The organism is Pseudomonas sp. R5-89-07, assembly GCF_003851685.1.
In the GTDB taxonomy this organism is placed as follows: Bacteria; Pseudomonadota; Gammaproteobacteria; order Pseudomonadales; family Pseudomonadaceae; genus Aquipseudomonas.
In genome coordinates this window covers 5,864,329-5,889,181 of record NZ_CP027727.1, presented here as the reverse complement: position 1 = coordinate 5,889,181, position 24,853 = coordinate 5,864,329, and the positions used below count along the sequence as shown (strand labels likewise).

Annotated in this window: 23 protein-coding genes; 10 read left to right on the top strand and 13 right to left on the bottom strand. The window is 62.2% G+C overall.

What is annotated here, in order from left to right; genetic code table 11:
- Position 1: 1 nt before the first annotated feature.
- The gene (locus tag C4J94_RS27065) at positions 2 to 832 is read right to left on the bottom strand and encodes an amino acid ABC transporter permease (protein WP_124388821.1); all 831 of its coding nucleotides are present in this window, start codon (positions 830 to 832) and stop codon (positions 2 to 4) included.
- Entirely contained in the window at positions 829 to 1,650 is an 822-nt protein-coding gene (locus C4J94_RS27060; RefSeq protein ID WP_124388820.1) for an ABC transporter substrate-binding protein, read from the bottom strand. Before C4J94_RS27060 ends, C4J94_RS27065 begins: the two co-directional genes overlap by 4 nt.
- A gap of 112 nt (positions 1,651 to 1,762) precedes the next feature.
- Here C4J94_RS27060 and C4J94_RS27055 point away from each other — a divergent pair, with 112 nt between their 5' ends.
- On the top strand, positions 1,763 to 2,671 hold the full coding sequence (locus tag C4J94_RS27055) for a homocysteine S-methyltransferase family protein (protein ID WP_124388819.1): 909 nt from the start codon (positions 1,763 to 1,765) through the stop codon (positions 2,669 to 2,671).
- Positions 2,672 to 2,810: 139 nt separating this feature from the next.
- On the opposite strand, the gene C4J94_RS27050 is transcribed toward C4J94_RS27055, so the two are convergent.
- Genes C4J94_RS27050 through C4J94_RS27040 form a run of 3 tightly spaced genes read right to left on the bottom strand, consistent with a single transcriptional unit; the run spans position 2,811 to position 4,574 of the window.
- Positions 2,811 to 3,482: a GNAT family N-acetyltransferase gene (locus C4J94_RS27050; protein WP_124388818.1), complete on the bottom strand. Its 672-nt coding sequence runs from the start codon at positions 3,480 to 3,482 to the stop codon at positions 2,811 to 2,813.
- Between the two features lie 10 nt (positions 3,483 to 3,492).
- Positions 3,493 to 3,939 carry a GNAT family N-acetyltransferase gene (locus tag C4J94_RS27045; protein ID WP_124388817.1) on the bottom strand — a complete coding sequence of 149 codons (447 nt, stop codon included), beginning with the start codon at positions 3,937 to 3,939 and terminating at the stop codon, positions 3,493 to 3,495.
- Positions 3,936 to 4,574 carry an FMN-binding negative transcriptional regulator gene (locus tag C4J94_RS27040; protein WP_124388816.1) on the bottom strand — a complete coding sequence of 213 codons (639 nt, stop codon included), beginning with the start codon at positions 4,572 to 4,574 and terminating at the stop codon, positions 3,936 to 3,938. Before C4J94_RS27040 ends, C4J94_RS27045 begins: the two co-directional genes overlap by 4 nt.
- A gap of 90 nt (positions 4,575 to 4,664) precedes the next feature.
- Here C4J94_RS27040 and C4J94_RS27035 point away from each other — a divergent pair, with 90 nt between their 5' ends.
- Positions 4,665 to 6,215: a PLP-dependent aminotransferase family protein gene (locus C4J94_RS27035; RefSeq protein WP_124388815.1), complete on the top strand. Its 1,551-nt coding sequence runs from the start codon at positions 4,665 to 4,667 to the stop codon at positions 6,213 to 6,215.
- Between the two features lie 10 nt (positions 6,216 to 6,225).
- Here the strand turns inward: C4J94_RS27035 and C4J94_RS27030 are convergent, their stop codons facing one another.
- The 6 genes from C4J94_RS27030 to aspA form a co-directional block, all read right to left on the bottom strand.
- The gene (locus tag C4J94_RS27030; protein ID WP_124388814.1) at positions 6,226 to 7,317 is read right to left on the bottom strand and encodes a polyamine ABC transporter substrate-binding protein; all 1,092 of its coding nucleotides are present in this window, start codon (positions 7,315 to 7,317) and stop codon (positions 6,226 to 6,228) included.
- Complete coding sequence (locus C4J94_RS27025; protein ID WP_124388813.1) at positions 7,314 to 8,354, bottom strand: histone deacetylase family protein; 1,041 nt, start codon at positions 8,352 to 8,354, stop codon at positions 7,314 to 7,316. Before C4J94_RS27025 ends, C4J94_RS27030 begins: the two co-directional genes overlap by 4 nt.
- 122 nt (positions 8,355 to 8,476) lie before the next feature.
- Positions 8,477 to 9,469 (bottom strand): AraC family transcriptional regulator, encoded by a 993-nt coding sequence (locus C4J94_RS27020; RefSeq protein WP_124388812.1) that lies wholly within the window; start codon positions 9,467 to 9,469, stop codon positions 8,477 to 8,479.
- Positions 9,470 to 9,603: 134 nt separating this feature from the next.
- A complete protein-coding gene (locus C4J94_RS27015) occupies positions 9,604 to 10,593 on the bottom strand; it encodes an asparaginase (RefSeq protein WP_124388811.1) in 990 nt (329 codons plus the stop codon).
- Between the two features lie 69 nt (positions 10,594 to 10,662).
- Positions 10,663 to 12,114: a sodium:alanine symporter family protein gene (locus tag C4J94_RS27010; RefSeq protein ID WP_124388810.1), complete on the bottom strand. Its 1,452-nt coding sequence runs from the start codon at positions 12,112 to 12,114 to the stop codon at positions 10,663 to 10,665.
- 393 nt (positions 12,115 to 12,507) lie between these two features.
- Complete coding sequence (aspA, locus tag C4J94_RS27005; protein ID WP_124388809.1) at positions 12,508 to 13,932, bottom strand: aspartate ammonia-lyase; 1,425 nt, start codon at positions 13,930 to 13,932, stop codon at positions 12,508 to 12,510.
- A 183-nt stretch (positions 13,933 to 14,115) separates the two neighbouring features.
- Here aspA and C4J94_RS27000 point away from each other — a divergent pair, with 183 nt between their 5' ends.
- From C4J94_RS27000 to C4J94_RS26980, 5 genes are all read left to right on the top strand, one after another.
- Positions 14,116 to 15,024 (top strand): LysR substrate-binding domain-containing protein, encoded by a 909-nt coding sequence (locus C4J94_RS27000; protein WP_124388808.1) that lies wholly within the window; start codon positions 14,116 to 14,118, stop codon positions 15,022 to 15,024.
- 344 nt (positions 15,025 to 15,368) lie between these two features.
- Complete coding sequence (purE, locus tag C4J94_RS26995) at positions 15,369 to 15,860, top strand: 5-(carboxyamino)imidazole ribonucleotide mutase (RefSeq protein ID WP_003195648.1); 492 nt, start codon at positions 15,369 to 15,371, stop codon at positions 15,858 to 15,860.
- 11 nt (positions 15,861 to 15,871) lie between these two features.
- Positions 15,872 to 16,957: a 5-(carboxyamino)imidazole ribonucleotide synthase gene (locus C4J94_RS26990; protein ID WP_124365023.1), complete on the top strand. Its 1,086-nt coding sequence runs from the start codon at positions 15,872 to 15,874 to the stop codon at positions 16,955 to 16,957.
- 105 nt (positions 16,958 to 17,062) lie between these two features.
- The gene (locus C4J94_RS26985; RefSeq protein ID WP_005792540.1) at positions 17,063 to 17,308 is read left to right on the top strand and encodes a GlsB/YeaQ/YmgE family stress response membrane protein; all 246 of its coding nucleotides are present in this window, start codon (positions 17,063 to 17,065) and stop codon (positions 17,306 to 17,308) included.
- Between the two features lie 77 nt (positions 17,309 to 17,385).
- Positions 17,386 to 17,922, top strand: coding sequence for a DUF3299 domain-containing protein (locus C4J94_RS26980; protein ID WP_124388807.1), 537 nt, complete (start codon positions 17,386 to 17,388; stop codon positions 17,920 to 17,922).
- Between the two features lie 119 nt (positions 17,923 to 18,041).
- On the opposite strand, the gene C4J94_RS26975 is transcribed toward C4J94_RS26980, so the two are convergent.
- Positions 18,042 to 18,941 (bottom strand): D-hexose-6-phosphate mutarotase, encoded by a 900-nt coding sequence (locus C4J94_RS26975; protein WP_124388806.1) that lies wholly within the window; start codon positions 18,939 to 18,941, stop codon positions 18,042 to 18,044.
- Between the two features lie 58 nt (positions 18,942 to 18,999).
- On the bottom strand, positions 19,000 to 19,404 hold the full coding sequence (locus C4J94_RS26970; protein ID WP_003176975.1) for an acyl-CoA thioesterase: 405 nt from the start codon (positions 19,402 to 19,404) through the stop codon (positions 19,000 to 19,002).
- 405 nt (positions 19,405 to 19,809) lie between these two features.
- Between C4J94_RS26970 and C4J94_RS26965 the strand changes: the two genes are divergently transcribed.
- The 3 genes from C4J94_RS26965 (at position 19,810) to C4J94_RS26950 (ending at position 24,850) form a co-directional block, all read left to right on the top strand.
- Positions 19,810 to 21,099 (top strand): MFS transporter, encoded by a 1,290-nt coding sequence (locus C4J94_RS26965; protein ID WP_124388805.1) that lies wholly within the window; start codon positions 19,810 to 19,812, stop codon positions 21,097 to 21,099.
- Positions 21,100 to 21,415: 316 nt separating this feature from the next.
- A complete protein-coding gene (locus C4J94_RS26955) occupies positions 21,416 to 22,402 on the top strand; it encodes a phosphate ABC transporter substrate-binding protein PstS (RefSeq protein WP_124388804.1) in 987 nt (328 codons plus the stop codon).
- Positions 22,403 to 22,816: 414 nt separating this feature from the next.
- Positions 22,817 to 24,850, top strand: a complete 2,034-nt coding sequence (locus C4J94_RS26950) for an ABC transporter permease subunit (protein ID WP_177413488.1) — start codon at positions 22,817 to 22,819, stop codon at positions 24,848 to 24,850.
- Positions 24,851 to 24,853 lie beyond the last annotated feature (3 nt).

Here is a 24,853-nt window from a genome sequence, read left to right as displayed (position 1 = left end):
CTCAACCGCGCCTTACGTAGCCCTTGCTGTAATGCCGCTCCATGCGCGCCTGGATCAGTTCCAGGCCGAGGGACATCACCCAGTAGATGATCGCGGCGGTGGTGAGCATTTCGATATAGCGGTAGCTCGAGCGGCCGTAGGACTGCGCGAGGAACATCACTTCCCACACCCCCATCACCGAGATCAGCGACGAGTCCTTGAGCATCGAGATGAACTGGTTGGTGGCCGGCGGGACGATGGTGCGCATCGCCTGGGGCAGGGTGACGTGCCAGAAAATCGCGCTGTCTCGCATGCCCAGCGCCAGTGCGGCTTCCCGTTGGCCATGGGGCACGCCGAGGATGCCGGCGCGGAAGATTTCGCTTAGGTACGCGCCGTAGTTGAGCGACAGCGCGATGATCCCGGCGACGATTGCACCCGGTACCAAACCCAGTTGCGGCAGGCCCAGGTAAATCAGCAGGATCTGGATCAGCAGTGGCGTACCGCGAAAGAACGACGCGTAGAACGTGGCTATGCCGAAGGCCACGGCGCTTTTTGACAAGCGCCCCAACGCGGTGACAAACCCCAGCACCGACGACACCCCAATCGAGCACACACACAGAAACAGCGTCAGCGCCGCGCCCTGCAGAAAGCCGTTCGGCGCCAGGTGCACGCCGACCAGGTTAGGCAGCTTGTCGAGGATGATCGAGAACTTCAGGTCAAAGCTCAGGAAGAAGCTGGCGAACAGGCAGAACAGTGCGGCCCAGGTCAGGTACAGCCGTGTACGAAAGCCGAACAGCCGCCGCAGCCGCGACGCGGTTACCGATGGTTGGGGCGGGGTCGGGAATGCGGTCATTGGCTGATGTCGGCGCCGATCCATTTTTGTGACAGCTTGCTCAGGGTGCCGTCCTGTTTGAGCTGAGCGAAGACCTCACGCACTTTGCTGTCCCACTGAGGGTCGCCTTTTTCGATGGCGACCGAGTTGGGCTCCGAGTAGAGCGGCTCGCCGGCCAGTTTGAAACGCTTGTCGGCGGTCAGGCGCGGCTGTGCGGTGACCAGGTTGGTGAGGATCGCATCCAGGCGCACGCCAGCGCCCAGGCCCAGGTCCTGGAAGGCCACGTTGTCGGTGTCGTACGGGGCGATCTGCACGTCCTCGAACGGGTACTGTAGTTGCGTGTCTTCGGCGCCTTCGATCACCAGGTTCTTGTTCAGATAGCTCTCGTAGCTCGACGCGCTGGTCAAGCCGACTTTCTTGCCGCTCAGGTCCTTGGCGCCGTGGATGCGGTCATCCTTGGCGTTGACCACGATCACCGCAGGCGAGGCGTAGTACTCCACCGGGAAATCAAATACTTCGGCGCGGGCCTTGCTCGGGGTCATGGAGCAGATGCAGATGTCGTAGCGCCCGCTCCAGCGGCCGGCGGCGATCACGTCCCAGGATGGGGTTTCCAGGCGCAGCTTCACGCCCAGCTTCTGCGCCACGGCCTTGGCCACATCGACGTCAAAGCCGTCGAGCTGGTTTTGCTCGTTGAGAAACGAAAACGGCGGATAGCTTTCCATCAGCACACCTACCAGCTCTTTCTTTTGCTCGACCCGGTCCAGGGTCGCACCGCCGAAGGCCTGGGTGGAGGCAGCGAGCATCGTCAGGCCCAGGGCCAATAGCGGTTTAAGTTTCAAAGCGGACACCTGAATAAAAAAGAGTTGTTATGAACCGGTTGGTGCGTATTAAATAGTTATAAGAACGACTCTCATAGTGAGTTATTTTCATAAGCATATGAGTAAAAGCTATATGAGCGCACAACGTACAGTAATTCTCGATGGCGGCATGGGCCGTGAACTGCAACGCCGTGGCGCGCCGTTCAGGCAGCCGGAGTGGTCGGCGCTGGCGTTGAGCGAAGCCCCGCAGGCGGTTGAGGCGGTGCACGCGGCCTATATCCAGAGCGGTGCCAACGTGATTACCAGCAACAGCTACGCCGTTGTGCCCTTTCATATCGGTGAGGCGCGGTTCGCCGCCGAAGGCCAGGCCTTGGCGGCCCTCGCCGGTGAATTGGCCCGTCGTGCAGTAGAGGCTTCAGGCCAGGTGGTGCGCGTGGCCGGTTCATTGCCGCCGCTGTTCGGTTCCTATCGGCCGGATCTGTTTGAAGCTGGGCGGGTCAGTGAATTGCTGACGCCCCTGGTCAACGGCCTGGCGCCCCATGTCGACCTGTGGCTGGCGGAAACCCAGAGCTCCATCGCTGAAGCGCGGGCGATCCATGCCGGGCTGCCGAAGGATGGCAAACCGTTCTGGCTGTCCTTCACCTTGAAAGATGAAGACACGGACGAGGTGCCACGCCTGCGCTCCGGCGAACCGGTAGCCGATGCGGCTGAAGCAGCTGCGCAATTGGGCGTAGAGGTGCTGCTGTTCAACTGCAGTCAGCCCGAAGTGATCGGCGCGGCGATTGACGCTGCTCGCCAGACTTTCGAGCGCCTGGGTGTGGCGACTCAGATCGGTGCCTACGCCAACGCCTTCCCGCCGCAACCCAAGGAAGCCACGGCCAACGATGGCCTCGACCCGCTGCGCGACGACCTCGACCCGCCGGGCTACCTGCATTGGGCGGCCGATTGGCAGGCCCGTGGTGCCAGCCACCTGGGCGGTTGCTGCGGAATCGGGCCGGAGCATATTGCAGTGCTGGCCAAGCACCTGACCCCAATCAATTAAAGCTTTTTGTAGGAGCGAGCTTGCTCGCGAAGAATCCGGGGCCTCACGTTTATCCAGAGTGAACGTGTTGCCTGGGCGTTTTTTCGCGAGCAAGCTCGCTCCTACAGTGGCATTGCGCAAGCCACACTCTGTCAGCGTTTCAGCTTCTGCACTCGGCCAGGGTTTTCAGCTGCCCGGAGCCGGTTTGGTTGGCCTCTGAAAGCCACTGTTCGAACCCTGCATCAATCGTCGGCCATTCCGAATCCAGCATCGAAAACCAGGCCGTGTCGCGGTTCTGGCCCTTGACCACCATGTGCTGACGGAACACCCCTTCGAAACTGAAACCCAGGCGCTCGGCCGCGTACCGGGAGCGGGCGTTGTCGTTGTTGCACTTCCATTCCAGGCGGCGGTAGCCCTGCTCGAACGCATACTTGGCCAGCAAGTAAACCGCCTCGGTGCTTTTCGGCGAGCGCTGCATCGGCGCGCCAAAGGTGACATGGCCGATTTCGATGCGGCCCTGGGCCGGGACGATGGACATCAAGCTGAGAATGCCCTGCACCTGGTCGGTGGCGCGGTCGACCACGCTGAAGAAGTACGGGTCGGTGTTGGCCGCGTGGTTGTTCAACCAGGCATCGAACGCAGCGCGCTCGGTAAACGGGCCGTAAGGCAGGTAGTCCCACAGCTTGGGGTCGGCGCCGGGACCTTCGAGGGCTTGCCACAGTTGATCGGCGTGGCGCGCAGGGTCGAGTTTTTCCAGGCGGATAAAGCGCCCGTCGAGCCGTTGAGCCGTTGGCGCCGGAGCGCCTTTCCAATCAGCGAGAGAGTTCGACATGCTGCGCTCCTTAAAGGGCTTTGCGAAATTGTATGAAGCCTGGGCGTTCGGCGACGCGTTCATAGAGCTGGATCGCCGTGGCGTTGGTTTCGTGGGTCAGCCAGTGCACTTTGCCGCAGCCGTCTGCCTTGGCGGCGGTGTAGACGAATTCGATCAGTTTGCGACCGATACCGGTACCGCGTTGGGCCGGGTCCACCATCAGGTCCTGCAGGTAGCAGGAGTTCTCGATGCTCCAGTTGGAACGATGGTAGATGAAGTTGACCATGCCCACCGCCTTGCCATTCTGCCAGGCCAGGGCTGAATGGGTTGGTTCGCTGGCGTCGATCAGGCGCTGCCAGGTGCTTTGGCTGACCGCGTCCGGCAACTGGGTGTTGTAGAACGTCAGGTACGCTTGCCACAGCGGCAACCAGGCGGCGTGGTCGGCGGCGCTGACCTGGCGGATATCGATCTGGCTCATTCTGGGGCTCCTTGGGGAATAAAGCGGGCGAGCGTCTGGTCGCGTACATCCGCGCTGGCGGCCAGGCCGTCGCGCACGCCGGCGATGTCGGCCGGGCTGCGGTTCTGGCTGAGCTTGCGTTTGCCGATCAGGCGATCCATGGGCAGCGCGAAGCCGACGATGGCCTTGAGCATGCCGTCAATATAGTCGGCCGGGGCATCACTGACTTTCCACGGCTGGTCGCGGCCGCTCTCATGGCGCTCGGTGAGCGCGCTGACCAGGCCAAGCAGGCGCTCGGCGTCGGTGAACACCTCGGCCTTGCCATAGGCGTGCACCGCCAGGTAATTCCAGGTCGGCACCACTTTGCCGTGTTCGGCCTTGGCCGGGTAGAACGCCGGGCTGATGTAGGCCTCGGCGCCGGCGAAGATCACCAGGGCCTCGCTGCCGTTGCCCAGGTCCTGCCATTGCCGATTGGCCTTGGCCAGGTGCCCGTAAAGCGTGCCGTTCGGGCCTTCGTCAGGGTTGAGCAACAACGGCAGGTGGCTGGCTTGCAAGCCGTGCTCACCAAAGGTCACCAGTTGGGCCAGGCGGGTGTGTTGGATCAGTTGATGCAGTTCGGGCAAATCGTCGAGGGCAAAGGCGCTGGGTGTGTACATGAATATTTTCCTTGGCGAATGCTGCATCCTAGGCAGGCTAATGGCTCGATGTAAGAGCCATCTAGGGTCCATTTTATAGGTCCAATTGCTATGTCGCCGATAGAACCGCCGTTGTCTTTCAACCCCGCCGGCATTGAACTGGATCGCCGCCAGGGGCTGACACGCCAGCTGTACCAGGCATTGCGCCAGCGTGTGCTGGACGGGCGACTGGTCAGCGGCACGCGGTTGCCCGCCAGTCGCGACCTGGCCGCCGCCCTGGCGATTTCTCGCAACAGCGTGGTGCGTGCCTATGACCAGCTGTACGCCGAGGGCTTTATCGAAGCACGCGTAGGTGATGGCACCTATGTTGCGCACTTGCCGCAGAACCCGGCACGCGGTGCAAAATTATCCACAAAACCATCCACAGGCTTATCAACAAGCTTATCCCCAGGGTTATCCACAAATTTGTCGAATTCGGTGGATATTTCAAACCGCAAAGTTATCCACAGCTCGGCCCTGGAACGTCTGGATCGACACCATTTGCCCCGTCCTCCCAGCGGCCCTCCACGGGCGTTTCGGGTGGGTGTGCCGGCCTTCGATCTGTTCCCCTTTGAGGTGTGGGCCAAGCTGAATGCGGCGTTCTGGCGTCGGCCAGACCTGCAACACCTTTGTTACGGCGACCCGGCCGGGGACTGGCGCCTGCGCGGATTGATCGCTGCCTATCTGCGCAGCTCCCGGGGATTGCAGTGCGGCGCTGAGCAAATTGTGATCACCAGTGGCGCACAGCAGGCCATCAGCCTTTGTGCACAGCTGCTGGTGGAGCCGGGCGACGGCGTGGCGATTGAAAATCCAGGCTATCGCGCGGCCGGACACGCCTTCGCCATCGCCGGGGCGAACCTGCATGGCGTGGCGGTGAACGCCGAGGGCTTCGATTGCACTGCGCTGTCGCAACTGGAGGGTTGCCGCCTGGCCTATGTCACGCCGTCCCACCAATACCCGACCGGGGTGGTGATGAGCCTGGCCCGGCGCCTGGAACTGCTGGCGTGGGCCGAGCGCAGCGATGGCTGGATCGTCGAGGATGACTACGACGGTGAGTACCGCTACAGCGGCGCGCCGCTGGCTCCATTGGCTGCATTGGATCGCAGCGGGCGCGTGCTGTATGTGGGTACGTTCGGCAAGGTGGCGTTCCCGGCCTTGCGCCTGGGTTACCTGGTGCTGCCCGCGGGCCTGGTGCAAGCCTTCGCCCAGCGGCGCGCGGTGGATGTTCGGCATTCGGAAATCAGCACCCAGGCGGTGATGGCCGAGTTCATGGCGGCCGGGCATTTCCAGCGGCATATCCGGCGCATGCGTCGCGCGGCGTCGAGTCGCCGTGACGCGGTGCTGGCGGGTTGGCCACGGGATGTCGCCGGCCTTGGCGATTTGCCGACGATGACGGCGGGGCTGCACTTCATGGTCAAGGTCGACAGCCTTGAGCGCGAGGAGGCATTGGTGGCCAAGGCTGAGGCGGTCGACGTTGAGGTCAACGCCCTGAGCCGCTACTGGTTGCCCGGCCCCGGCGTCCCGACAGACGCGCAGGCTGGCCTGGTGCTGGGCTTCGCCGCCGTGCCGCCCGCCGCTATCGCCCAGGCCTTGGCGCGGTTACGCCAGGCCTGGGCGGACTGATCGCGGCCTCTCACGTCCCCGATTTGATCTTGCTCCATGCCCGCGTCCTGGCCCGCTCCGCCTCCCGGCCGAGAGGCTTGAGGGTGTAGAGCGTGGCCATGGCCGCGTCGGTGGGGTACAGGTTCGGGTTGTTGCGAATCGCTGGGTCTACGTGTTCGGTCGCGTCTTGGTTCGGGTTGGGGTAGCCGACAAAGTCGCTGATGGGCGCGATCACCTCGGGCTGCAACAGGTAGTTGATAAAGGTGTAGGCGTCCTGCGGGTTTTGCGCGCCTTTGGGGATGGCGAGCATATCGAACCAGATCGGCGCGCCTTCCTTGGGCAGGCGCATGTCAACGGTCACGCCATTCTTGGCTTCCTTGGCGCGGTTGGCTGCCTGGGAGAAGCTGCCGGAATAGCCCACCGCCACACAGATGTCACCGTTGGCGATATCGGCCATGTACTTGGACGAATGGAAATAGGTGATGTACGGACGGATCTTCATCAGCAACGCTTCGGCCTTGGCGTAGTCCTTGGGGTTGCTGCTGTTGGGGTCCAGCCCCAGGTGCTGCAGGGCCAGCGGCAGGATTTCCGAGGGTGAATCCAGCAGCGCCACCCCGCATTGCTTGAGCTTGCTGATGTTCTCTTCCTTGAAGATCAGGTCCCAGCTGTCCACGGGCGCATTGTCGCCCAGTGCGGCCTTGACCTTGGCCGGGTTGAAGCCGATCAGGATGGTGCCGTACATGTAGGGCACGGCGAATTTATTGCCGGGATCGTTGGCTTCGATCAGCTTCATCAGCTTGGGATCGAGGTGGTTCCAATTGGGCAACTGGCTGCGATCCAGGGGCTGGAACACGCCGGCCTCGATTTGCTTGGCCAGGAATACATTGGACGGCACCACCACGTCGTAGCCGGCGTTGCCGGTGAGCAGCTTGGCCTCCAGGGCTTCGTTGGTGTCGAAGATGTCGTAGACTAGCTTGATGGCGGGGTTCTGCGCCTTGAACTCCTCAAGCGCTTTGGGCGTGATGTAGTCGAACCAGTTGTAGACCTTCAGGGTTTTTTCGTCGGCCTGCACGGCACCGGCCAGCAGGGCCGTGCACAGGGCCAGGGATGTGAGTGCGTTCATTGGGCCGCTACCTCTTGTTCGAAGCCTTCGAGTACGTTGACGGCATTGATGCCGATTTCTTCCACTGCGTAGCCGCCTTCCATCACGAACAGCGTGGGCTTGCCCAGGCGCGCGATGCGTCGGCCCATGGCCAGGTAATCCGGGCTGTCGAGCTTGAACTGCGAGATCGGGTCGTCCTTGAACGTGTCTACGCCCAGCGACACCACGATGACGTCGGCACCATAGCCTTCGATCTCCTGGCAGGCCTCTTCCAGCGCGGCGCTCCAGGTGTCCCAGCCGGAGCCGGCGGGCAGAGGGTAGTTGAAGTTGAACCCCTCGCCTTCACCCTCGCCAGGCTCGTCGGCGTAGCCGAGGAAAAACGGAAACTCCGCTTCCGGATGGCCATGGATCGAGGTGAACAGCACGTCGCTGCGCGCGTAGAAAATCGACTGGGTGCCGTTGCCATGGTGGTAGTCGACATCAAGGATCGCGACCTTGCGCTGGCCCTGGTCGAGAAACGCCTGTGCGGCGATGGCTGCGTTATTGAGGTAGCAATAGCCGCCCATCAAGTCGCTGGCGGCGTGGTGCCCCGGTGGCCGGCAAAGCGCAAAGGCACTGTGGGCGCCCTGTTGGATCGCGTGTTGCGCGGTTAACGCCACTTGCGCCGCGCTGTAAGCCGCTTGCCAGGTGCCGGCGGTGATCGGCGCGCCGCCGTCGAAACTGTAGTAGCCCAACTGGCCGTGCAGGCTGGTGGGCATCAGGCGGCGCAGGGTACGGGCGGGCCAGGTGTAGGGCAGCAGGTCGCCGTTCTGGCCGAAGGCGGTCCAGCGCTCCCACGCACCCTTGAAGAACGCCAGGTAATCCGGGCTGTGAACCCGTTCCAGCGGCCCCAGGCCGAAGTCGCGAGGCGGTTGCACCGGGCCGAGTGCACGGTCGTTGACCCGTTGCAGCACATGATCGGCGCGCGAAGGCATTTCGAAGCAAGGCATCAGTTGCCCGTCCATCAGCTCACAACGGCCGTGGTGCAGGTAGTGATCGTCCGAATAGATGGTCAGCATTATTGTTCTCCGCAGGCATCAGGGATGCCCTGCAGTGTCGGGGCAGACGCGGCTGCGGAGAACGGCAGGAGCGGCCAAAAGGGGATCGATATGGCCAAAGAGTCTGTCCGTTATTCGCTCCATCAGAGACGGAACTGACTCGGTGTCACACCGCTCCAGCGCACGAAGGCATGGCGAAAGCTCGCGGTTTCGCTGAAGCCCAGTTGTTCGGCTATGCGATGAATTGCCAGCCCGTCTTGTCCCAGCAACTGCTTGGCGCGGTCAAAGCGCAGTTCGTCGAGCATTTCCTGGTAGCTGCAGCCAAGGTCATGCAGGTGGCGGCGCAAGGTGCGCGCCGAACAGTTCATTTGCTCGGCCAACCCTTCAAGGCCCGGCGCGGCATGCAGTTGCGCGGCGAGCAACTGGCGCACCCGGCCCAGCCATGCCTGGCGGCCGGTGAATTCCAGGTTCTGTTTGCGGCAGCGCTCGGCCATGGCGCGGTGGGTGACCGGGTCGGCGAGGGGCAGGGGGCGGTCGAGCCAGTGCTTGTCGAACGCGAAGGCGTTGCTGCGCTCGTTGAATTGCAGCGGGCAGTCGAAGGGGTCTGCATAGCGCCGCCAATAATCGGGCGCGGCGTGTTCGAAACGCGCGCCGAGCAACGGCAGCGCGCACCCTAAAAGGTCGTTGCAGATAACTTTCAGCGAAACCAGGCAAAACTCGACATTGAACGCCGCCAGCGCCGGGTCCTCCCGATAATCGCTGGCGGTGAACCAGATCCGCTCGCCATCCGCCTCAAGGCTCAGCTCGAAAAGTGTTCCCAACAGCGCCGGATAACGCAGCGCCAGGCGCAAAGCGTCACCAAAGGTGGCACTGGTGAGCAGCGCATAGCCGAGTAAACCGTAGGACGAAACATGCATGCGCCGGCCCAGTTCCAGGCCGATGTCCTGGCGCAAGGCCACGGCATTGGCGCACACCTGCATCTCCTGATGGGTGGTGATGCGGGTGTCGGCGCGGCTCAGGTCCGCCGCGCAGATGCCGCTGCCCGCCAGCAGGTTTTCGCCGGCCAGGCCCTGGGCCTCGAAGGTAGTGAGGATCAGGGACACGGCGTTGAGGGTGGTCAGGTGTGAATGGAGCATTGCAGTTCCCGCGACAGAGACCCAGGTCAGGCAGCAAGTAGTATGCCGTTGCGACGGGTCCTGCGGGGCGTGGCGAGGGCGACAACCCGGGGCCAGGCCTCGGGTGTCTCCTTATCTATATCTATGCGCTGGCTTCAGTCCAGCTCACCGCACAGGTTGACGGCCAGCAGCTGGCGGATCACGTCCGCCGCAAGACCTGCACCGACCAGCGCGTTGAGTTTGCCCAACGCGGTTTCCCGAGTCATGCCCGCGCCCGAGACAACGCCCACACTGCGCAGGCGGCTGCCCGCTTCGTATACATCCAGCTCCACGCCGCCCTCATGGCATTGGGTGATGGCTACCACCACGATGCCGGCGTCTTGCGCACGCTTGAGGCTGGCGAGAAACTCGGGGTTGTCGCTGGGCCCGGTGCCGCTGCCGAAGCACTCCAGCACCAGGGCCTGGATGCCGCTGCCGAGCAAACCGTCGAGCTGCGCGGGCGTGATGCCCGGCACGAGCGGCAGTACGCCGATGCAGGCTGGCGCTTTGTCCTGACGATAATCCAGCGTGCCCGGCACCGATTCGGCACGGGCCACGCCGCCCTGGCGTTGCAGGGTAGCGAAAGGCTTGCGCCCAAAGCTGCGGATCTTTGCGCAGCGGGTCGGCGCCAGCCGCTCACCGTGGAAGTAAAGGTGCACCCCCGACGACAGGCCTTCACCGAGTGCGACGAGGGCGCCGCCGAGGTTTTCCCAGGCGTCGCTGTCCGGTACGCCGGCCGGCAGCATCGAGCCGGTAAACAGCACCGGCGCCGGCAAGCCCAGCAGCTGGAAGCTCATGGCGGCGGCGCTGTAGGCCAGGGTGTCGGTACCGTGCAGGATCAGCACGGCATCGCAGCCGGCATCCAGCGCCTCGACCACCGCCACACGCAAGCGTTGCCAGTAAGCCGGGGTCATGTTGGCGCTGTCGATCAGCGGCGCCATTTCGCGAAAGCGCCACGCGGGCACGCGCAGTTGCGGTTGGCTGGCGAGGTAGTCGCTCATCCGCGCTTCAAAACCCGAAGCGGGTGCCAGGCCGTTGGCGCTGGCCTGCATGCCAATGGTGCCGCCCGTATAGAGCACCATGACGTTCTGGGCGGGTAGGGTCATTTGATTCTCCTGAACGAAAAACGCCGCGGGGCCCTGAGCATGCCCAAGGCCTCGCGGCGTGTCATCTGCTTAGCGTTGCGCTTGGGCTTCGAGTTCAGCAGCAACCTGCACGGCAGGGTCCGGCTTCACCGGGTTCGCCGGCCAGGCCTTGCGGTCCAGGTCCAGGTCAGGGAACTGGCTGGAGTCGAATACCGGGGTCTTGATGCCTGCGGCGCGCTGGTTGTCGTAGTCGTTCAGGATGCGCATGGCGATCTTGAACAGGAACGCCAGGGCGAACAGGTTGACGAACGCCAGCATCGTCATGGTGATATCGGCGAAGGCGAACACGGTGCTCAGGTTCTCGATGGAACCCCAGAAAATCAGCACCAGCACCAGTGCGCGGTAGCCCATCAGCACCTTGCGGTTGTTGCCGACCAAAAAGCGCAGGTTGCTCTCGCCCAGGTAGTAGTTGTACATGATCGACGTGAACACGAACAACGCCAGGGCCACCGAGATAAACATGCGGCCCCAGTCGCCGACCACCGCCGCCAGGGAGTTCTGGGTCAGGGCAATGCCGTCACCTTCAAAGCCAGGGGTGTAGAAGCCGGAGAGCAGGATCAGCAAGGCGGTGCAGGTGCAGATCACGAAGGTGTCGAGGAACACGCTGAACGCTTGCACCACACCTTGGGCGATCGGGTGTTCCACCGACGCCACGGCTGCCACGTTAGGTGCGCTGCCAAGGCCGGCTTCGTTGGCGAACACACCGCGTTTGACGCCCATGATGATCGCGCTGCCCACCAGGCCACCGAAGGCCTGGTCGAGGCCGAACGCGCTCTTGACGATGGTCGCGAGCATGGCCGGAACGTGGTCGAACTGCAGCACGATCACGTACAGGGTCACGGCGATGTAGACCAGGGTCTTGACCGGTACCAGCAGGTCGGCGATCGAGGCGATGCGCTTGATCCCGCCGATGAACACCAGGCCCAGCAGCACCGCCAGCGCAAGGCCGGTGTAGGTGGTGTCGAGGCCGAAGGCGTTATTGAGCGAGTGCGTTACCGCGTGGGCTTGCAAACCGTTGAAGGCAAAGCCGAAGGTCACCAGCAGCAGGAACGCCATGACCATGCCCAGCCAGCGCTTGTGCAGGCCGTGCTGGATGTAATACGCCGGGCCGCCACGGTAGGTGCCTTCGGCGTCGGTACGCTTGTACAACTGGCCGAGGGAGCACTCGATGAAGCTCGAAGACATGCCCACCAGCGCGGTGACCCACATCCAGAACACGGCCCCCGGACCACCCAGGGTCACGGCAATGCCGACGCCTGCGATGTTACCGGCGCCGACGCGGCCCGCCAGGCTGAGCATCAGCGCCTGGAACGAACTGAGTTGGCCGGAGCTGCTCTTCAGGCTGTCTTTAAACACCGAGAACATGTGGAAAAAGTGACGCAATTGCACGAAACGCGAGCGAATCGTGAAATAACCGCCGAGCCCGACAATGAGCACGATCAGTACTTTCCCTGAGAGGAAGTCGTTGATGACTTCGAGCATGGAGTGTTCCTCGCTGATTTTTCTAATGGCAAACGCAGGACGGTCCAACGCGTCGTATGGCACCAGGCAGTGCACGACGTTTCGACCCCGATCCTTTTGCGGGTGTTGTTATTCATGCGGTTTCGCGTGGTTCCCGGGCCTCGTTACCGACGGCCGCAGACGCGAAGAGGGGCGGCACTATACCTAGGCGAACGTGATTCGTCTGCTCGGGCTGATTAAAGGTTTCAGCCATACGGTGAAAGGGGTGGTGGGTTCGGGGTGCGATATTGGAATTTTTATTGGCGTCATTTCACGATCTCAGAGCAAAAAAAAGGGCCTGAAGAACGAGCCTTCAGGCCCTCAAAAGGTGAGAGGTGTCTAGTCCCTCAGCCTGGTGAGCGGTGCAACAAACGCTTAGGCCTTCAATGGGACCAAACGTGGAGCGATCATGTTTTCGGGGCGCAGGATGTCGTCGAGCATGGCGTCGTCGAGCAAGCCTTCTTCGCGCACCAGTTCCAGCACGCCGCGGCCGCTTTCAAGAGCGATGCGCGCGATGCGGGTGGCGTTTTCATAGCCGATATAAGGGTTCAGCGCGGTCACCAGGCCGATGGAGTGCTCCACCAGTTCGCGGCAGCGCGCTTCGTTGGCGGTGATGCCGACGATGCAGTGTTCGCGCAGCATGTCCATGGCGCGTTGCAGCAGGCGGATCGAGTCGAAGATCTTGAACGCGATCAGCGGCTCCATCACGTTCAACTGCAGTTGGCCGCCTTCGGCTGCCATGGTCAGCGCCAGGTCGTTGCCGATGACCTGGAACGCAACCTGGTTTACCGCTTCCGGGATCACCGGGTTGACCTTGCCGGGCATGATCGAGCTGCCTGGCTGGCGTGCCGGCAGGTTGATCTCGTTGATGCCGGTGCGTGGGCCGCTGGACAGCAGGCGCAGGTCGTTGCAGATCTTCGACAGCTTCACCGCGGTACGCTTGAGCATGCCGGAGAACAGCACGAAGGCGCCCATGTCGGAGGTGGCTTCGATCAAGTCGGCAGCCGGTACCAGCGGCTGGCCGCTGATCAGGGCCAGGCGCTGCACGGCCAGGGCCTGGTAGCGCGGGTCGGCATTGATGCCGGTGCCGATGGCGGTGCCGCCCAGGTTCACTTCGGTCAACAGTTCCGGCGCCAGTGTTTTCAGGCGGGCCAGGTCTTCACCGAGGGTGGTGGCGAAGGCGCGGAATTCCTGGCCGAGGGTCATCGGCACGGCGTCTTGCAATTGGGTGCGGCCCATCTTCAGCACGTGGCCGAACTCGACGCCTTTGGCGGCGAATGCCTGGATCAGGCTGTCGAGGCTGGCCAGCAGCGCGTCATGGCCCAGCAGCAGACCCAAACGGATCGCGGTCGGGTAGGCGTCGTTGGTCGACTGCGCCATGTTCACGTCGTTGTTGGGGTGCAGGTACTGGTATTCGCCCTTGTTGTGGCCCATGGCCTCCAACGCGATGTTGGCGATGACTTCGTTGGCATTCATGTTGGTTGAAGTGCCGGCGCCGCCTTGAATCATGTCCACCACGAACTCTTCGTGGAAATCGCCGCGGATCAGGCGGGCACAGGCTTCGCTGATAGCAGCGTGCTTGGCTTTGCTGAGCTGGCCCAACTCGCGGTTGGCGTCAGCAGCGGCTTGCTTGACCATTGCCAGGCCGACCACCAATTTCGGGTAATGCGAAATCGGAACGCCCGAGAGGCGGAAGTTATTCACCGCTCGCAGGGTCTGGATGCCGTAATACGCTTGAGCCGGTACTTCGAGTACGCCAAGCAGGTCTTTTTCTGTGCGGAATGATGCAGCGGAGGACATGACGGAAATCATCTCGATATGGACCCGGAACTGGCCGGAACGCTGCGAATGCTAGGCTTGTGGAAGTTTTTGGGCCAATGCTGTTAAACACTGGCCTATGCACAAACGGCATAATGTTGATGTGACCCGGTTACCATGACGGGCGTGTGTGCCAAAATGGTGCATTCGGCGTGGGAGGCAGTGATGAACCTTGAAAGCAAATGGCTGGAAGACTTCAGCGCCCTGGCAGCGACGCGCAGTTTTTCCCAGGCGGCGGAGCGACGCTTTGTCACTCAGCCGGCGTTCAGCCGACGTATTCGCAGCCTGGAAGCGGCGTTGGGGCTGACGTTGGTCAATCGCTCGCGCACGCCGGTCGAGCTGACGGCGGCGGGCCAGTTGTTCCTGGTCACCGCGCGTACCGTGGTCGAACAGTTGGGCGAAGTGCTGCGCCACTTGCATCACTTGGAAGGCGGGCAGGGTGAAGTCATGCAAGTGGCGGCGGCGCACTCCCTGGCATTGGGCTTTTTTCCGCGCTGGATCGCGCAACTGCGCAACGAGGGCCTGAACATCGCCACGCGGCTGGTCGCCACCAACGTGGGTGACGCCGTTCATGCGCTGCGCGAAGGCGGCTGTGATTTGATGCTGGCGTTCTACGACCCGGACGCCGCGATGCAGATGGACGCCGAGATTTTCCCGTCGCTGCACCTGGGCAATACCGAAATGCTCCCGGTATGCGCCGCCGATGCCGAGGGCAAGCCGCTCTTTGACCTGGAAGGCGAGGGCAGCGTGCCGTTGCTGGCCTACAGCGCCGGCGCTTTCCTCGGGCGCTCGGTGAACTTGTTACTGCGCCAGCGCGCGCTGCGCTTCACCACTATCTATGAAACGGCCATGGCCGACAGCCTCAAGAGCATGGCGCTGGAAGGGTTGGGCATTGCCTGGGTGCCACAACTGAGCGTGCGGGCGGAACTGGCCCGCGGCGAGTTGGTGGTGTGTGGCGGGCCGCAGTGGCACGTGCCGCTGGAGATTCGGCTGTACCGCTGCGCATTGGTGCGCAAGGCGAATGTGCGGTTGTTGTGGCGCAAGCTGGAAGGTGGCGCGGCGCAAACTACCTGAGCCCAATCTCGGGCCGAATGCAGGGTAACTGTGGGAGGGGGCTTGCCCCCGATTGCGGTGGGTCAACTGAAGATAAGCTGACTGATACACCGCTATCGGGAGCAAGCCCCCTCCCACAGGGTTTTGGGGTGAGTTGGCTGACTTGAAAGTCAATAAAACCGCCACTTTGCACCGCAAGACAGATGGTCATTCCAGGGGCTGTTTATCTGCATTATTACGGTATACTGCGCGGCCTTCGGCCGGTCCAACCGGCCTAAATTCGTACACCAAGCCACGCCGGATTTCCCGCGTGGCTTGTTGTTTTTTGACGCGCCTGCGGGCGCCCAGAGAGAAGAGGCACGACGATGAGTGCATTGGTTGGCGTGATCATGGGCTCCAAGTCCGATTGGTCCACCCTTAGCCACACCGCCGATATGCTGGAAAAACTCGGCATTCCGTACGAAGTGAAGGTGGTCTCCGCCCACCGCACCCCGGACTTGCTGTTCCAGTATGCCGATGAAGCAGAATCCCGTGGCATCGAGGTGATCATCGCCGGTGCCGGCGGTGCGGCGCATTTGCCTGGCATGTGCGCGGCCAAGACTCACCTGCCGGTACTGGGTGTGCCAGTGCAGTCTTCGATGCTCTCGGGCGTGGATTCGCTGTTGTCTATCGTGCAGATGCCTGCCGGCATCCCGGTGGCGACCCTGGCGATCGGCAAGGCCGGCGCGATCAACGCCGCATTGCTGTCCGCCAGCATCCTGGGCGCCAAGCATCCGCAGTTCCATGCGGTGCTGAAAAAATTCCGTGCTGAGCAGACAGACAGCGTGCTGGACAATCCAGACCCACGTATCGCCTGAGGTTGTTGACGATGAAAATCGGTGTAATCGGTGGCGGCCAGCTGGGCCGCATGCTGGCTCTGGCGGGAACCCCGCTGGGGATGAATTTCGCTTTCCTGGACCCGGCGCCGGACGCTTGTGCGGCAGCCTTGGGTGAACACCTGCGCGCGGACTACAGCGACCCGGACCACCTGCGTCAGTTGGCCGACGAAGTCGACCTGGTGACCTTCGAGTTCGAAAGCGTGCCGGCCGAAACCGTGGCGTTCCTGTCGCAGTTCGTACCGGTGTACCCGAGTGCCGAAGCCCTGCGCATCGCCCGTGATCGCTGGTTCGAAAAGAGCATGTTCAAGGACCTGGGCATCCCGACGCCGGCCTTCGCCGATATCCAGTCCCAGGCGGACCTGGACGCCGCCGTCGCCAGCATCGGCCTGCCGGCCGTGCTGAAAACCCGCACCCTGGGCTATGACGGCAAGGGCCAGAAAGTGCTGCGTACCGCTGCCGATGTGGTGGGTACCTTCGCCGAACTGGGCAGCGTCGCCTGCCTGCTGGAAGGCTTTGTGCCGTTCACCGGCGAAGTCTCGCTGATCGCCGTGCGTGCCCGTGACGGCGAAACCCGCTTCTACCCGTTGGTGCACAACACCCACGTCAACGGCATCCTCAAGCTCTCCGTGGCCAGTACCGACCACCCACTGCAGGCGCTGGCCGAAGACTATTCCAGCCGTGTGCTCAAGCAGCTGGATTACGTCGGCGTGATGGCGTTCGAGTTCTTTGAAGTCGATGGCGGCCTCAAGGCCAACGAAATCGCCCCACGCGTGCACAACTCCGGGCACTGGACCACCGAAGGTGCCGAGTGCAGCCAGTTCGAAAACCATCTGCGGGCGGTGGCGGGCTTGCCGTTGGGCTCCACGGCCAAGGTTGGCGAGAGCGCCATGCTCAACTTCATCGGCGTGGTGCCGCCGGTTGAGCGGGTAATGGCGATCGACGATTGCCATGTGCATCACTACGGCAAGGCTTTCAAGGCAGGGCGCAAGGTGGGTCACGCCAACCTGCGCTGCAAGGACCGCGCGACCCTTCAGGCGCAGATCCTCAAGGTCGAAGCGCTGATCGCCGAGCAATAAGCCTCGTAGCCGCGGGAACCATTAAGGCTCCATGTCCCTCTGATTGCAGGATGCCAAAGTCTGACTAGGCTTTGGCATGACTCACACCAATCAGAGGGAAATGCCATGGGTATCATCGGAACCATCTTTATCGGCTTGATCGTCGGCCTGCTGGCGCGTTTCCTCAAGCCCGGCGACGACAGCATGGGCTGGATCATGACCATCCTGCTGGGTATCGCCGGCTCCCTGGCTGCGACCTACGGTGGCCAGGCGCTGGGGATCTACCAGGCCGGTCAAGGCGCAGGCTTTATCGGTGCGCTGGTCGGTGCCATTGTGCTGCTGGTGATCTACGGCCTGATCAAAAAGAAGTAATCAGCCGACAAAGTCCTCTGCGCTGCGCAGGCGCAGAGGGCTAGAATGCTCGCCACCCGAACTTGTCGAGCCTTTGCATGCGCCGTCTTTTATTGACTCTCCTCTTGCTGGGCTCAAGCCTGGCCCACGCTGGCGAACTGCCGGAAACCGACTGGCTTGAGCTGATGCCACTGTCGGATCAGAAAGCCCTCGAGGCCATGCCCGAGATCGATCACAACTCTCCCGAAGCCCAGGGCACCTTTACCGATAAGGGCGGCCTGAAGCAGAGCAAAGGCTTGCCGGCGGTGATGTACTCCACCAAGACCGTGGCCGCCATGAACGGCAAGAACATCCGCATCGGCGGCTACCCGGTACCGTTGGAAACCGACGCCAAGGGCCGCAGCACGCTGTTTTTCCTGGTGCCCTATCCAGGCGCCTGCATCCATGTGCCACCGCCGCCGCCTAACCAACTGGTGCTGGTACGATATCCCAAGGGCTTGAAGCTCGATGATATCTACACGCCGCTGTGGGTCACCGGCACGCTGAAGGTGGAGAAGGTCAACAATGACCTGGCTGACGCCGCGTATGCGCTGGATGCGGGGAAGGTGAGGGTGGTGAAGGAATCCGATCTTTAAGCGTGCGCAGAACCCAATGTGGGAGGGGGCTTGCCCCCGATAGCGGTGTATCAGTCACCTATGAATTGACTGAGCCACCGCAATCGGGAGCAAGCCCCCTCCCACATTTTGATCTTCATCTACAGGGCGATAGTGGTGATGCTCACGCCTAGGGTGCGGCTTTCACCGGGCGCCAAAGCCACCACATCTTCCAGCACATTCGCCGTCTCGATGCACAGCATGCCCTGCCAGCCATCGTCGGCCATGTCGTCGAAAGCCTTGACGCGTTCGGTCCAGGGGTTCCAGACCACCGTCGACTTCGAACCCTGGCTGGTGAGTTGCACGCGGCGTCCCCAGGCTTTGTCGATGATGCTCAGCTGGGCCGGCGTATCGAGGTAGATGCGATCCGTCTCGGCGGTGAAGTGCAGCAGGCCCGATTGGGTCTTCTCGCTCCAGCCATCTGCCGTGTCGATATAGGTCGCGCCGTTTAGGCCATCGACCTGCACGTTACGCACATCGCTCACGGCAAAGTAAGTGTGCAGCGCCTGGCTTAGGGTCACGGTGTGGGTGTCACGGTTATGGCTGGTCAGGCGGATATGCAGTTGATCGTCCAGCAGCAGGCTCAGTTTCAGATCGACCTGATGAGGCCAGCCAGGGAAACCGCCTGATGGCACCGGCAATACCAGGTCAACGCGCAATGCCTGGCCTTCGAGTTCGGTCGCCGCCAACTCCCACAGCGCGGTCCGCGCAAAACCATGAGCCCCGGCCGGCTGGTCACTCTGGCGCATCGCCTTGACGCTTTGGGGGTTGCGGTCGAATACACCAAACCACGGCCAGCAAATCGGTACGCCGGTACGGATGCCTTTGCCTTGCTTGAACACCGCTTCAGGGTTCGGCCAGATCAGCGGCTGCTCGCCGTCGCGCTGGTAACTGAAAATATGCGCGCCCTGTCGGGCCACCATCAGTTCGGCGCCGTTGTGGCGGATGCGCCAGCAGTCCAGCTCGTCGATTTTCACGGTTTCAACGTGGGGCGTCGGCATAACAAAGCACTCTCAATGGCAGGCAATGGGGCAATTGACCGTCAAAACCCGGTGAGGTTTAACGCGCCCGCGACGGAACCGAGCGCGTGCGGCCGCTGCCATCGATGGCGACGAACACGAATACCGCCTCGGTCACCTTGCGCCATTCACTGGACAGCGGGTCATCGCTCCACACTTCGACCATCATCTGGATCGAGCTGCGGCCGATTTCCAGGGCTTGGGTATAGAAGGACAACTGCGCGCCCACCGCGACCGGTACCAGAAAGGCCATGCGATCAATGGCCACGGTGGCTACGCGCCCGCCTGCAACCTTGCTGGCCATTGCTGTGCCGGCCAGGTCCATCTGTGCGACCAGCCAGCCACCGAATATATCGCCAAAGCCGTTGGTTTCACGCGGAAGCGCGGTGATTTGCAGGGCGAGATCGCCTTGCGGGATAGGATCTTCTTGTTCGAGTTCGATCATGCCGAGGGTGCCTCTGACCCGTGACGCTTCATGGGTATTTCAAGTGGATAGCCGTCTTCTGGAAAAACGTTTCAGCACCAACATACACCGCTCGATGCGTTTCTCGTAAGGCGAACTAAAGGGAAACTCTGCCAAATCGGCTGGATGGCGCCCAACAGCGTTTTGGCACAGCAGCCCCTCAAGCTTGGGGTTCTTGCGCTTGCACGGGCGAGTATATCGGGACGCTGGCGCGCCGACGACCACCTGAGGCTCATTTGGTCGGTAAATAGAGGCTGTATCTGGGCTTTTGTGCGCAACTGTGCTCATGGCGCTGTGCTTTTTCAGGCGATTTGCTATCTTGCCAAGCCCGCCGCAAGTCACGGGCGTGCAGTCCTTTACGATGACTACTATAAGAGAAGCCTTGCCATGTCCTCCGTGCCCGCAAGCAGCGCGCAACCGTCGCGCCCGCTGACCCGCAACGACTACAAGACCCTGTCGCTGTCTGCCTTGGGCGGGGCGTTGGAATTCTACGACTTCATTATTTTCGTGTTTTTCGCCACCGTGGTCGGGAAACTGTTCTTCCCCGTCGACATGCCCGAATGGCTGCGCATGATGCAGACGTTCGGCATTTTCGCTGCCGGCTACCTGGCGCGCCCGCTGGGCGGCATCATCATGGCGCACTTCGGCGACCTGCTGGGCCGCAAGAAAATGTTCACCCTGAGCATCTTCATGATGGCCGTGCCGACCCTGATCATGGGCCTGCTGCCGACTTACGCGCAGATCGGCCTGTGGGCGCCGCTTTTGCTGCTGCTGATGCGCATCATCCAGGGCGCGGCGATTGGCGGCGAAGTGCCCGGTGCGTGGGTCTTCGTCTCCGAACACGTACCGCCACGCCATATCGGCTACGCCTGCGGCACCCTGACCAGCGGCCTCACCGCCGGCATCCTGCTGGGTTCGCTGGTGGCCACGGCGATCAACTCGATCTACAGCCCGGAGCAGGTATCGGAGTTCGCCTGGCGGATTCCGTTCCTGCTGGGCGGTGTGTTCGGTTTGCTGTCGGTGTACTTGCGCCGCTGGCTGCATGAAACGCCGATCTTCGCCGAAATGCAGCAACGCAAGACCCTGGCCGCCGAGCTGCCGTTGCGCGCGGTGCTGCGCGATCACCGTGGCGCCATCGTGCTGTCGATGCTGCTGACCTGGCTGCTGTCGGCCGGCGTGGTGGTAGTCATCCTGATGACCCCGACCGTGCTGCAGACCGTCTACCACTTCAGCCCCACCGTTGCGTTGCAGGCCAACAGCCTGGCGATCGTCACCCTGAGCCTGGGTTGCATCGCTGCTGGCGCACTGGCTGACCGCTTCGGTGCTGGCCGGGTGCTGATTACCGGTTGCGCATTGTTGCTGGCAACGTCCTGGACGCTTTATCACAGCCTGCTGGCCCACCCGGACTGGCTGTTCCCGCTGTACGCGCTGACCGGCCTGTTTGTCGGCACTATCGGTGTAGTGCCGTACGTGATGGTCAAGGCATTCCCGCCGGTAGTGCGCTTCAGTGGCCTGTCGTTTTCCTACAACGTGGCCTACGCCGTGTTCGGCGGGCTGACGCCGCTGGCCGTGTCGCTGCTGATGAAGGAGAGCCCGATGGGGCCTGCTTACTATGTCGCCGTACTGTGTGTGATGGGTATGGTGGTGGGCGGTTACCTGTGGAAACGCGGTCGGTAAACAGATCCCTTCGTGGCGAGGGAGCTTGCTCCCGCTGGGGCGCGCAGCGGCCCTGAAAAAATGGGCCTGCTGCGCAGTCCAGCGGGAGCAAGCTCCCTCGCCACAACGAATGTGCTTAACCAATGATTACAGTGTGTTTCTGAATTACCGTACTCCTGCGTCTCACCCCCCGCGTTTCCAGGCCTTCCTCTGCTTCTCAGCCTTCGCTGCCCATGCTGGCCTTTCATCTAATTGTCACATTCCAGACATAGAGTGTTCACACGGCCTACCGATACTTGGCCCCGATCCAACTATCCCTATCTGCTAGGAGTAAGGCATGAAACTGAAGCGTTTGATGGCGGCAATGACGTTTGTCGCTGCTGGCGTTGCAACTGCCAACGCGGTGGCTGCTGGTGTTGACCCGGCTATCCCGGCTTACGTGAAGACCACTGGTGTGTCGGGCAACTTGTCCAGCGTCGGTTCCGATACCCTGGCCAACCTGATGACCCTGTGGGCCGAGGGTTACAAAAAGGAATACCCGAACGTCAACATCCAGATTCAAGCCGCCGGCTCCGCCACCGCGCCACCTGCGCTGACTGAAGGCACCTCCAACCTGGGCCCGATGAGCCGCAAGATGAAGGACACGGAACTGGCGGCCTTCGAGCAGAAGTACGGCTACAAGCCAACCGCGATCCCGGTTGCCGTGGACGCCCTGGCGGTGTTCGTGCACAAGGACAACCCGATCCAGCACCTGACCATGGAACAGGTCGACGCGATTTTTTCCTCGACGCGCCTGTGCGGTAGCAAAGCCGACGTGAAAACCTGGGGCGACCTGGGCGTGACCGGCGACCTGGCCAACAAGCCAGTGCAACTGTTCGGTCGTAACTCGGTATCCGGCACCTACGGCTACTTCAAGGAAGAAGCCCTGTGCAAAGGCGACTACAAGCCTAACGTGAACGAACAGCCGGGCTCGGCTTCGGTCGTGCAGTCGATCAGCTCCTCGCTGAACGGCATCGGTTACTCGGGCATCGGCTACAAGACCGCCAGCGTGAAGACCGTGGCGTTGGCCAAGAAAGGCAGCACCGACTTCATCGAAGACACCGAAGAAAACGCCCTGAACGGCAAGTACCCGCTGTCGCGTTTCCTCTACGTGTACGTCAACAAAGCCCCGAACAAGCCGCTGGCCCCGCTGGAAGCCGAGTTCGTGAAACTGGTGCTGTCCAAGCAGGGCCAGGAAGTTGTGGTCAAGGACGGCTACATCCCACTGCCAGCCAAAGTGGCCGCCAAGGCCCTGGCTGACCTGGGTCTGAAAGAAGGCAACTAAGCCTGGTGTAACAGCGGGCCCTGTGGGAGCGAGCAAGCTCCCTCCCACACGGAGCTCCCTGCACCGCTAATTTTTCGTCCGCTGCCAGCCTCGCTACGCGGCGGATTTCTTGCGTCACTGCATTGTCATCTTTCTGTCATACAGGATCGCTAGGGTGTGCGCATGAATGATCTGGCCAATTCCACCATGACGACGACTTCCCCTCCCAAGCGCATTGATTTCAATACGCCTGAGCTGCAACGCAAGCGCCGCATTCGCGCGCTCAAGGATCGCTTCACCCGTTGGTATGTACTGGTCGGCGGCCTCGCCGTGCTGGCTGCCATTACCCTGATTTTTTTCTTCCTCGCCTATGTCGTCGCGCCGCTGTTCCAGGGCGCCTCGCTGACCAAGGAAGACGCGCTGACGCCCGCCTGGATGCAGGACGCCGGCAAGCCCTTGCTGATTTCGCTTGAAGAACAGAACCAGGTCGCCATGCGGGTTTCCGACAAGGGCCAGGCGCTGTTCTTTGAAGTCGACACCGGCGCTGAACTCAAGCGTGTCGACCTGCCACTGCCGGCCGGTACCCAGGTGGTGTCCATCGGTGAAGACCAGCCGGGCAGCCCGCTGGTGATCCTGGGTCTGTCCAACGGGCAGTCGATGGTGTTCCGGCACACCTACAAGGTGTCCTACCCGGACGGCAAGAAAACCATCAGCCCGGCGATCGAATACCCTTATGGCGAAACGCCGATCGTACTCGATGAGGCCGGCCGCCCGCTGGAACACGTCGCGCTCAATGCCACCGATGCGTCCCTGGTGGTGGCCGGCTCGGCCGGTTCGCACTTGAATGTGCTGACCCTGAGCCGCGAAGAAAACATGATGACCGGCGAAGTCACCAGCGAGCAGAAGCGTGTCGAACTGCCGCAAATGACCGAGCCGGTGAAGGCGATCTTCATCGACCCGCGTCAGCAATGGCTGTATGTGATCAACGGTCGCGCCCTGGCCGATGTGTTCAGCCTGCGCGACAAGAGCCTCAACGGTCGCTACAAACTGCTTGAAGACGGCAACGCCGAAGTCACCGCCAGCACTCAGCTGGTGGGCGGCATCTCGCTGATCGTCGGTAACTCCAAGGGTGGCCTGGCCCAGTGGTTCATGGCCCGCGACCCGGATGGCGAGCAACGCCTCAAGCAAATCCGCACCTTCCAGATGGGCAGCGCGCCGATTGTGGAAATCACCGCTGAGGAACGTCGCAAAGGCTTCACCGCCCTCGACGCTTCCGGCCAGTTTGGCGTGTTCCACAGCACCGCGCACCGCACCTTGCTGGTCGACCCCGTGGTTGACGGCCAAGGGGTGTTCGGCCTGTCGCCACGGGCCAACCGCGTGATCGTCGAGGCCGGTGGCAAGCTGCAGCCGTTGCTGCTCGACAACCCGCACCCGGAAGTGTCGTGGAGCGCGCTGTGGAGCAAGGTCTGGTACGAGAACTACGACGAGCCTAAGTACGTCTGGCAATCGACCGCCGCCAACACCGACTTCGAACCCAAGATGAGCCTGGCGCCGCTGACCTTCGGTACGCTGAAAGCGGCGTTCTACGCCATGCTGCTTGCCGCGCCACTGGCTGTCGCTGCGGCGATCTACACGGCTTACTTCATGGCCCCGAGCCTGCGCCGCAAGGTCAAGCCGGTGATCGAGTTGATGGAAGCGATGCCGACGGTGATCCTCGGCTTCTTCGCCGGCCTGTTCCTGGCGCCCTATGTGGAAGGGCACCTGCCGGGGATTTTCAGCCTGCTGATGCTATTGCCGATTGGCATCCTGGTGGCCGGTTTTGTATTCAGCCGCTTGCCTGAATCGATCCGCCTGCGCGTTCCCGACGGCTGGGAAAGCGCGATCCTGATCCCGGTGATCCTGTTCGTCGGCTGGCTCTCGCTGTACATGAGCCCGTACCTGGAAACCTGGTTCTTCGGCGGCGACATGCGCATGTGGATCTCCCACGACCTGGGTATCACCTACGACCAGCGCAACGCCCTGGTGGTCGGCCTGGCCATGGGTTTCGCGGTGATCCCGAACATCTACTCCATCGCCGAAGACGCCGTATTCAGCGTACCGCGCGGTCTGACCCTGGGCTCCCTGGCGCTGGGCGCTACGCCTTGGCAGACCATGACCCGTGTCGTGATCCTGACCGCCAGCCCGGGCATTTTCTCCGCGCTGATGATCGGCATGGGCCGCGCCGTGGGCGAGACCATGATCGTGCTGATGGCCACGGGTAACACGCCGGTGATGGAGATGAACCTGTTCGAAGGCCTGCGCACCCTGGCGGCCAACGTCGCGGTGGAAATGCCCGAGTCGGAAGTGGGCGGCAGTCACTACCGCGTGCTGTTCCTCTCGGCGCTGGTGCTGCTGCTGTTCACGTTCATCATGAACACCCTCGCCGAGCTGATTCGTCAGCGTCTGCGCAAGAAATACTCGTCGCTTTAAGAA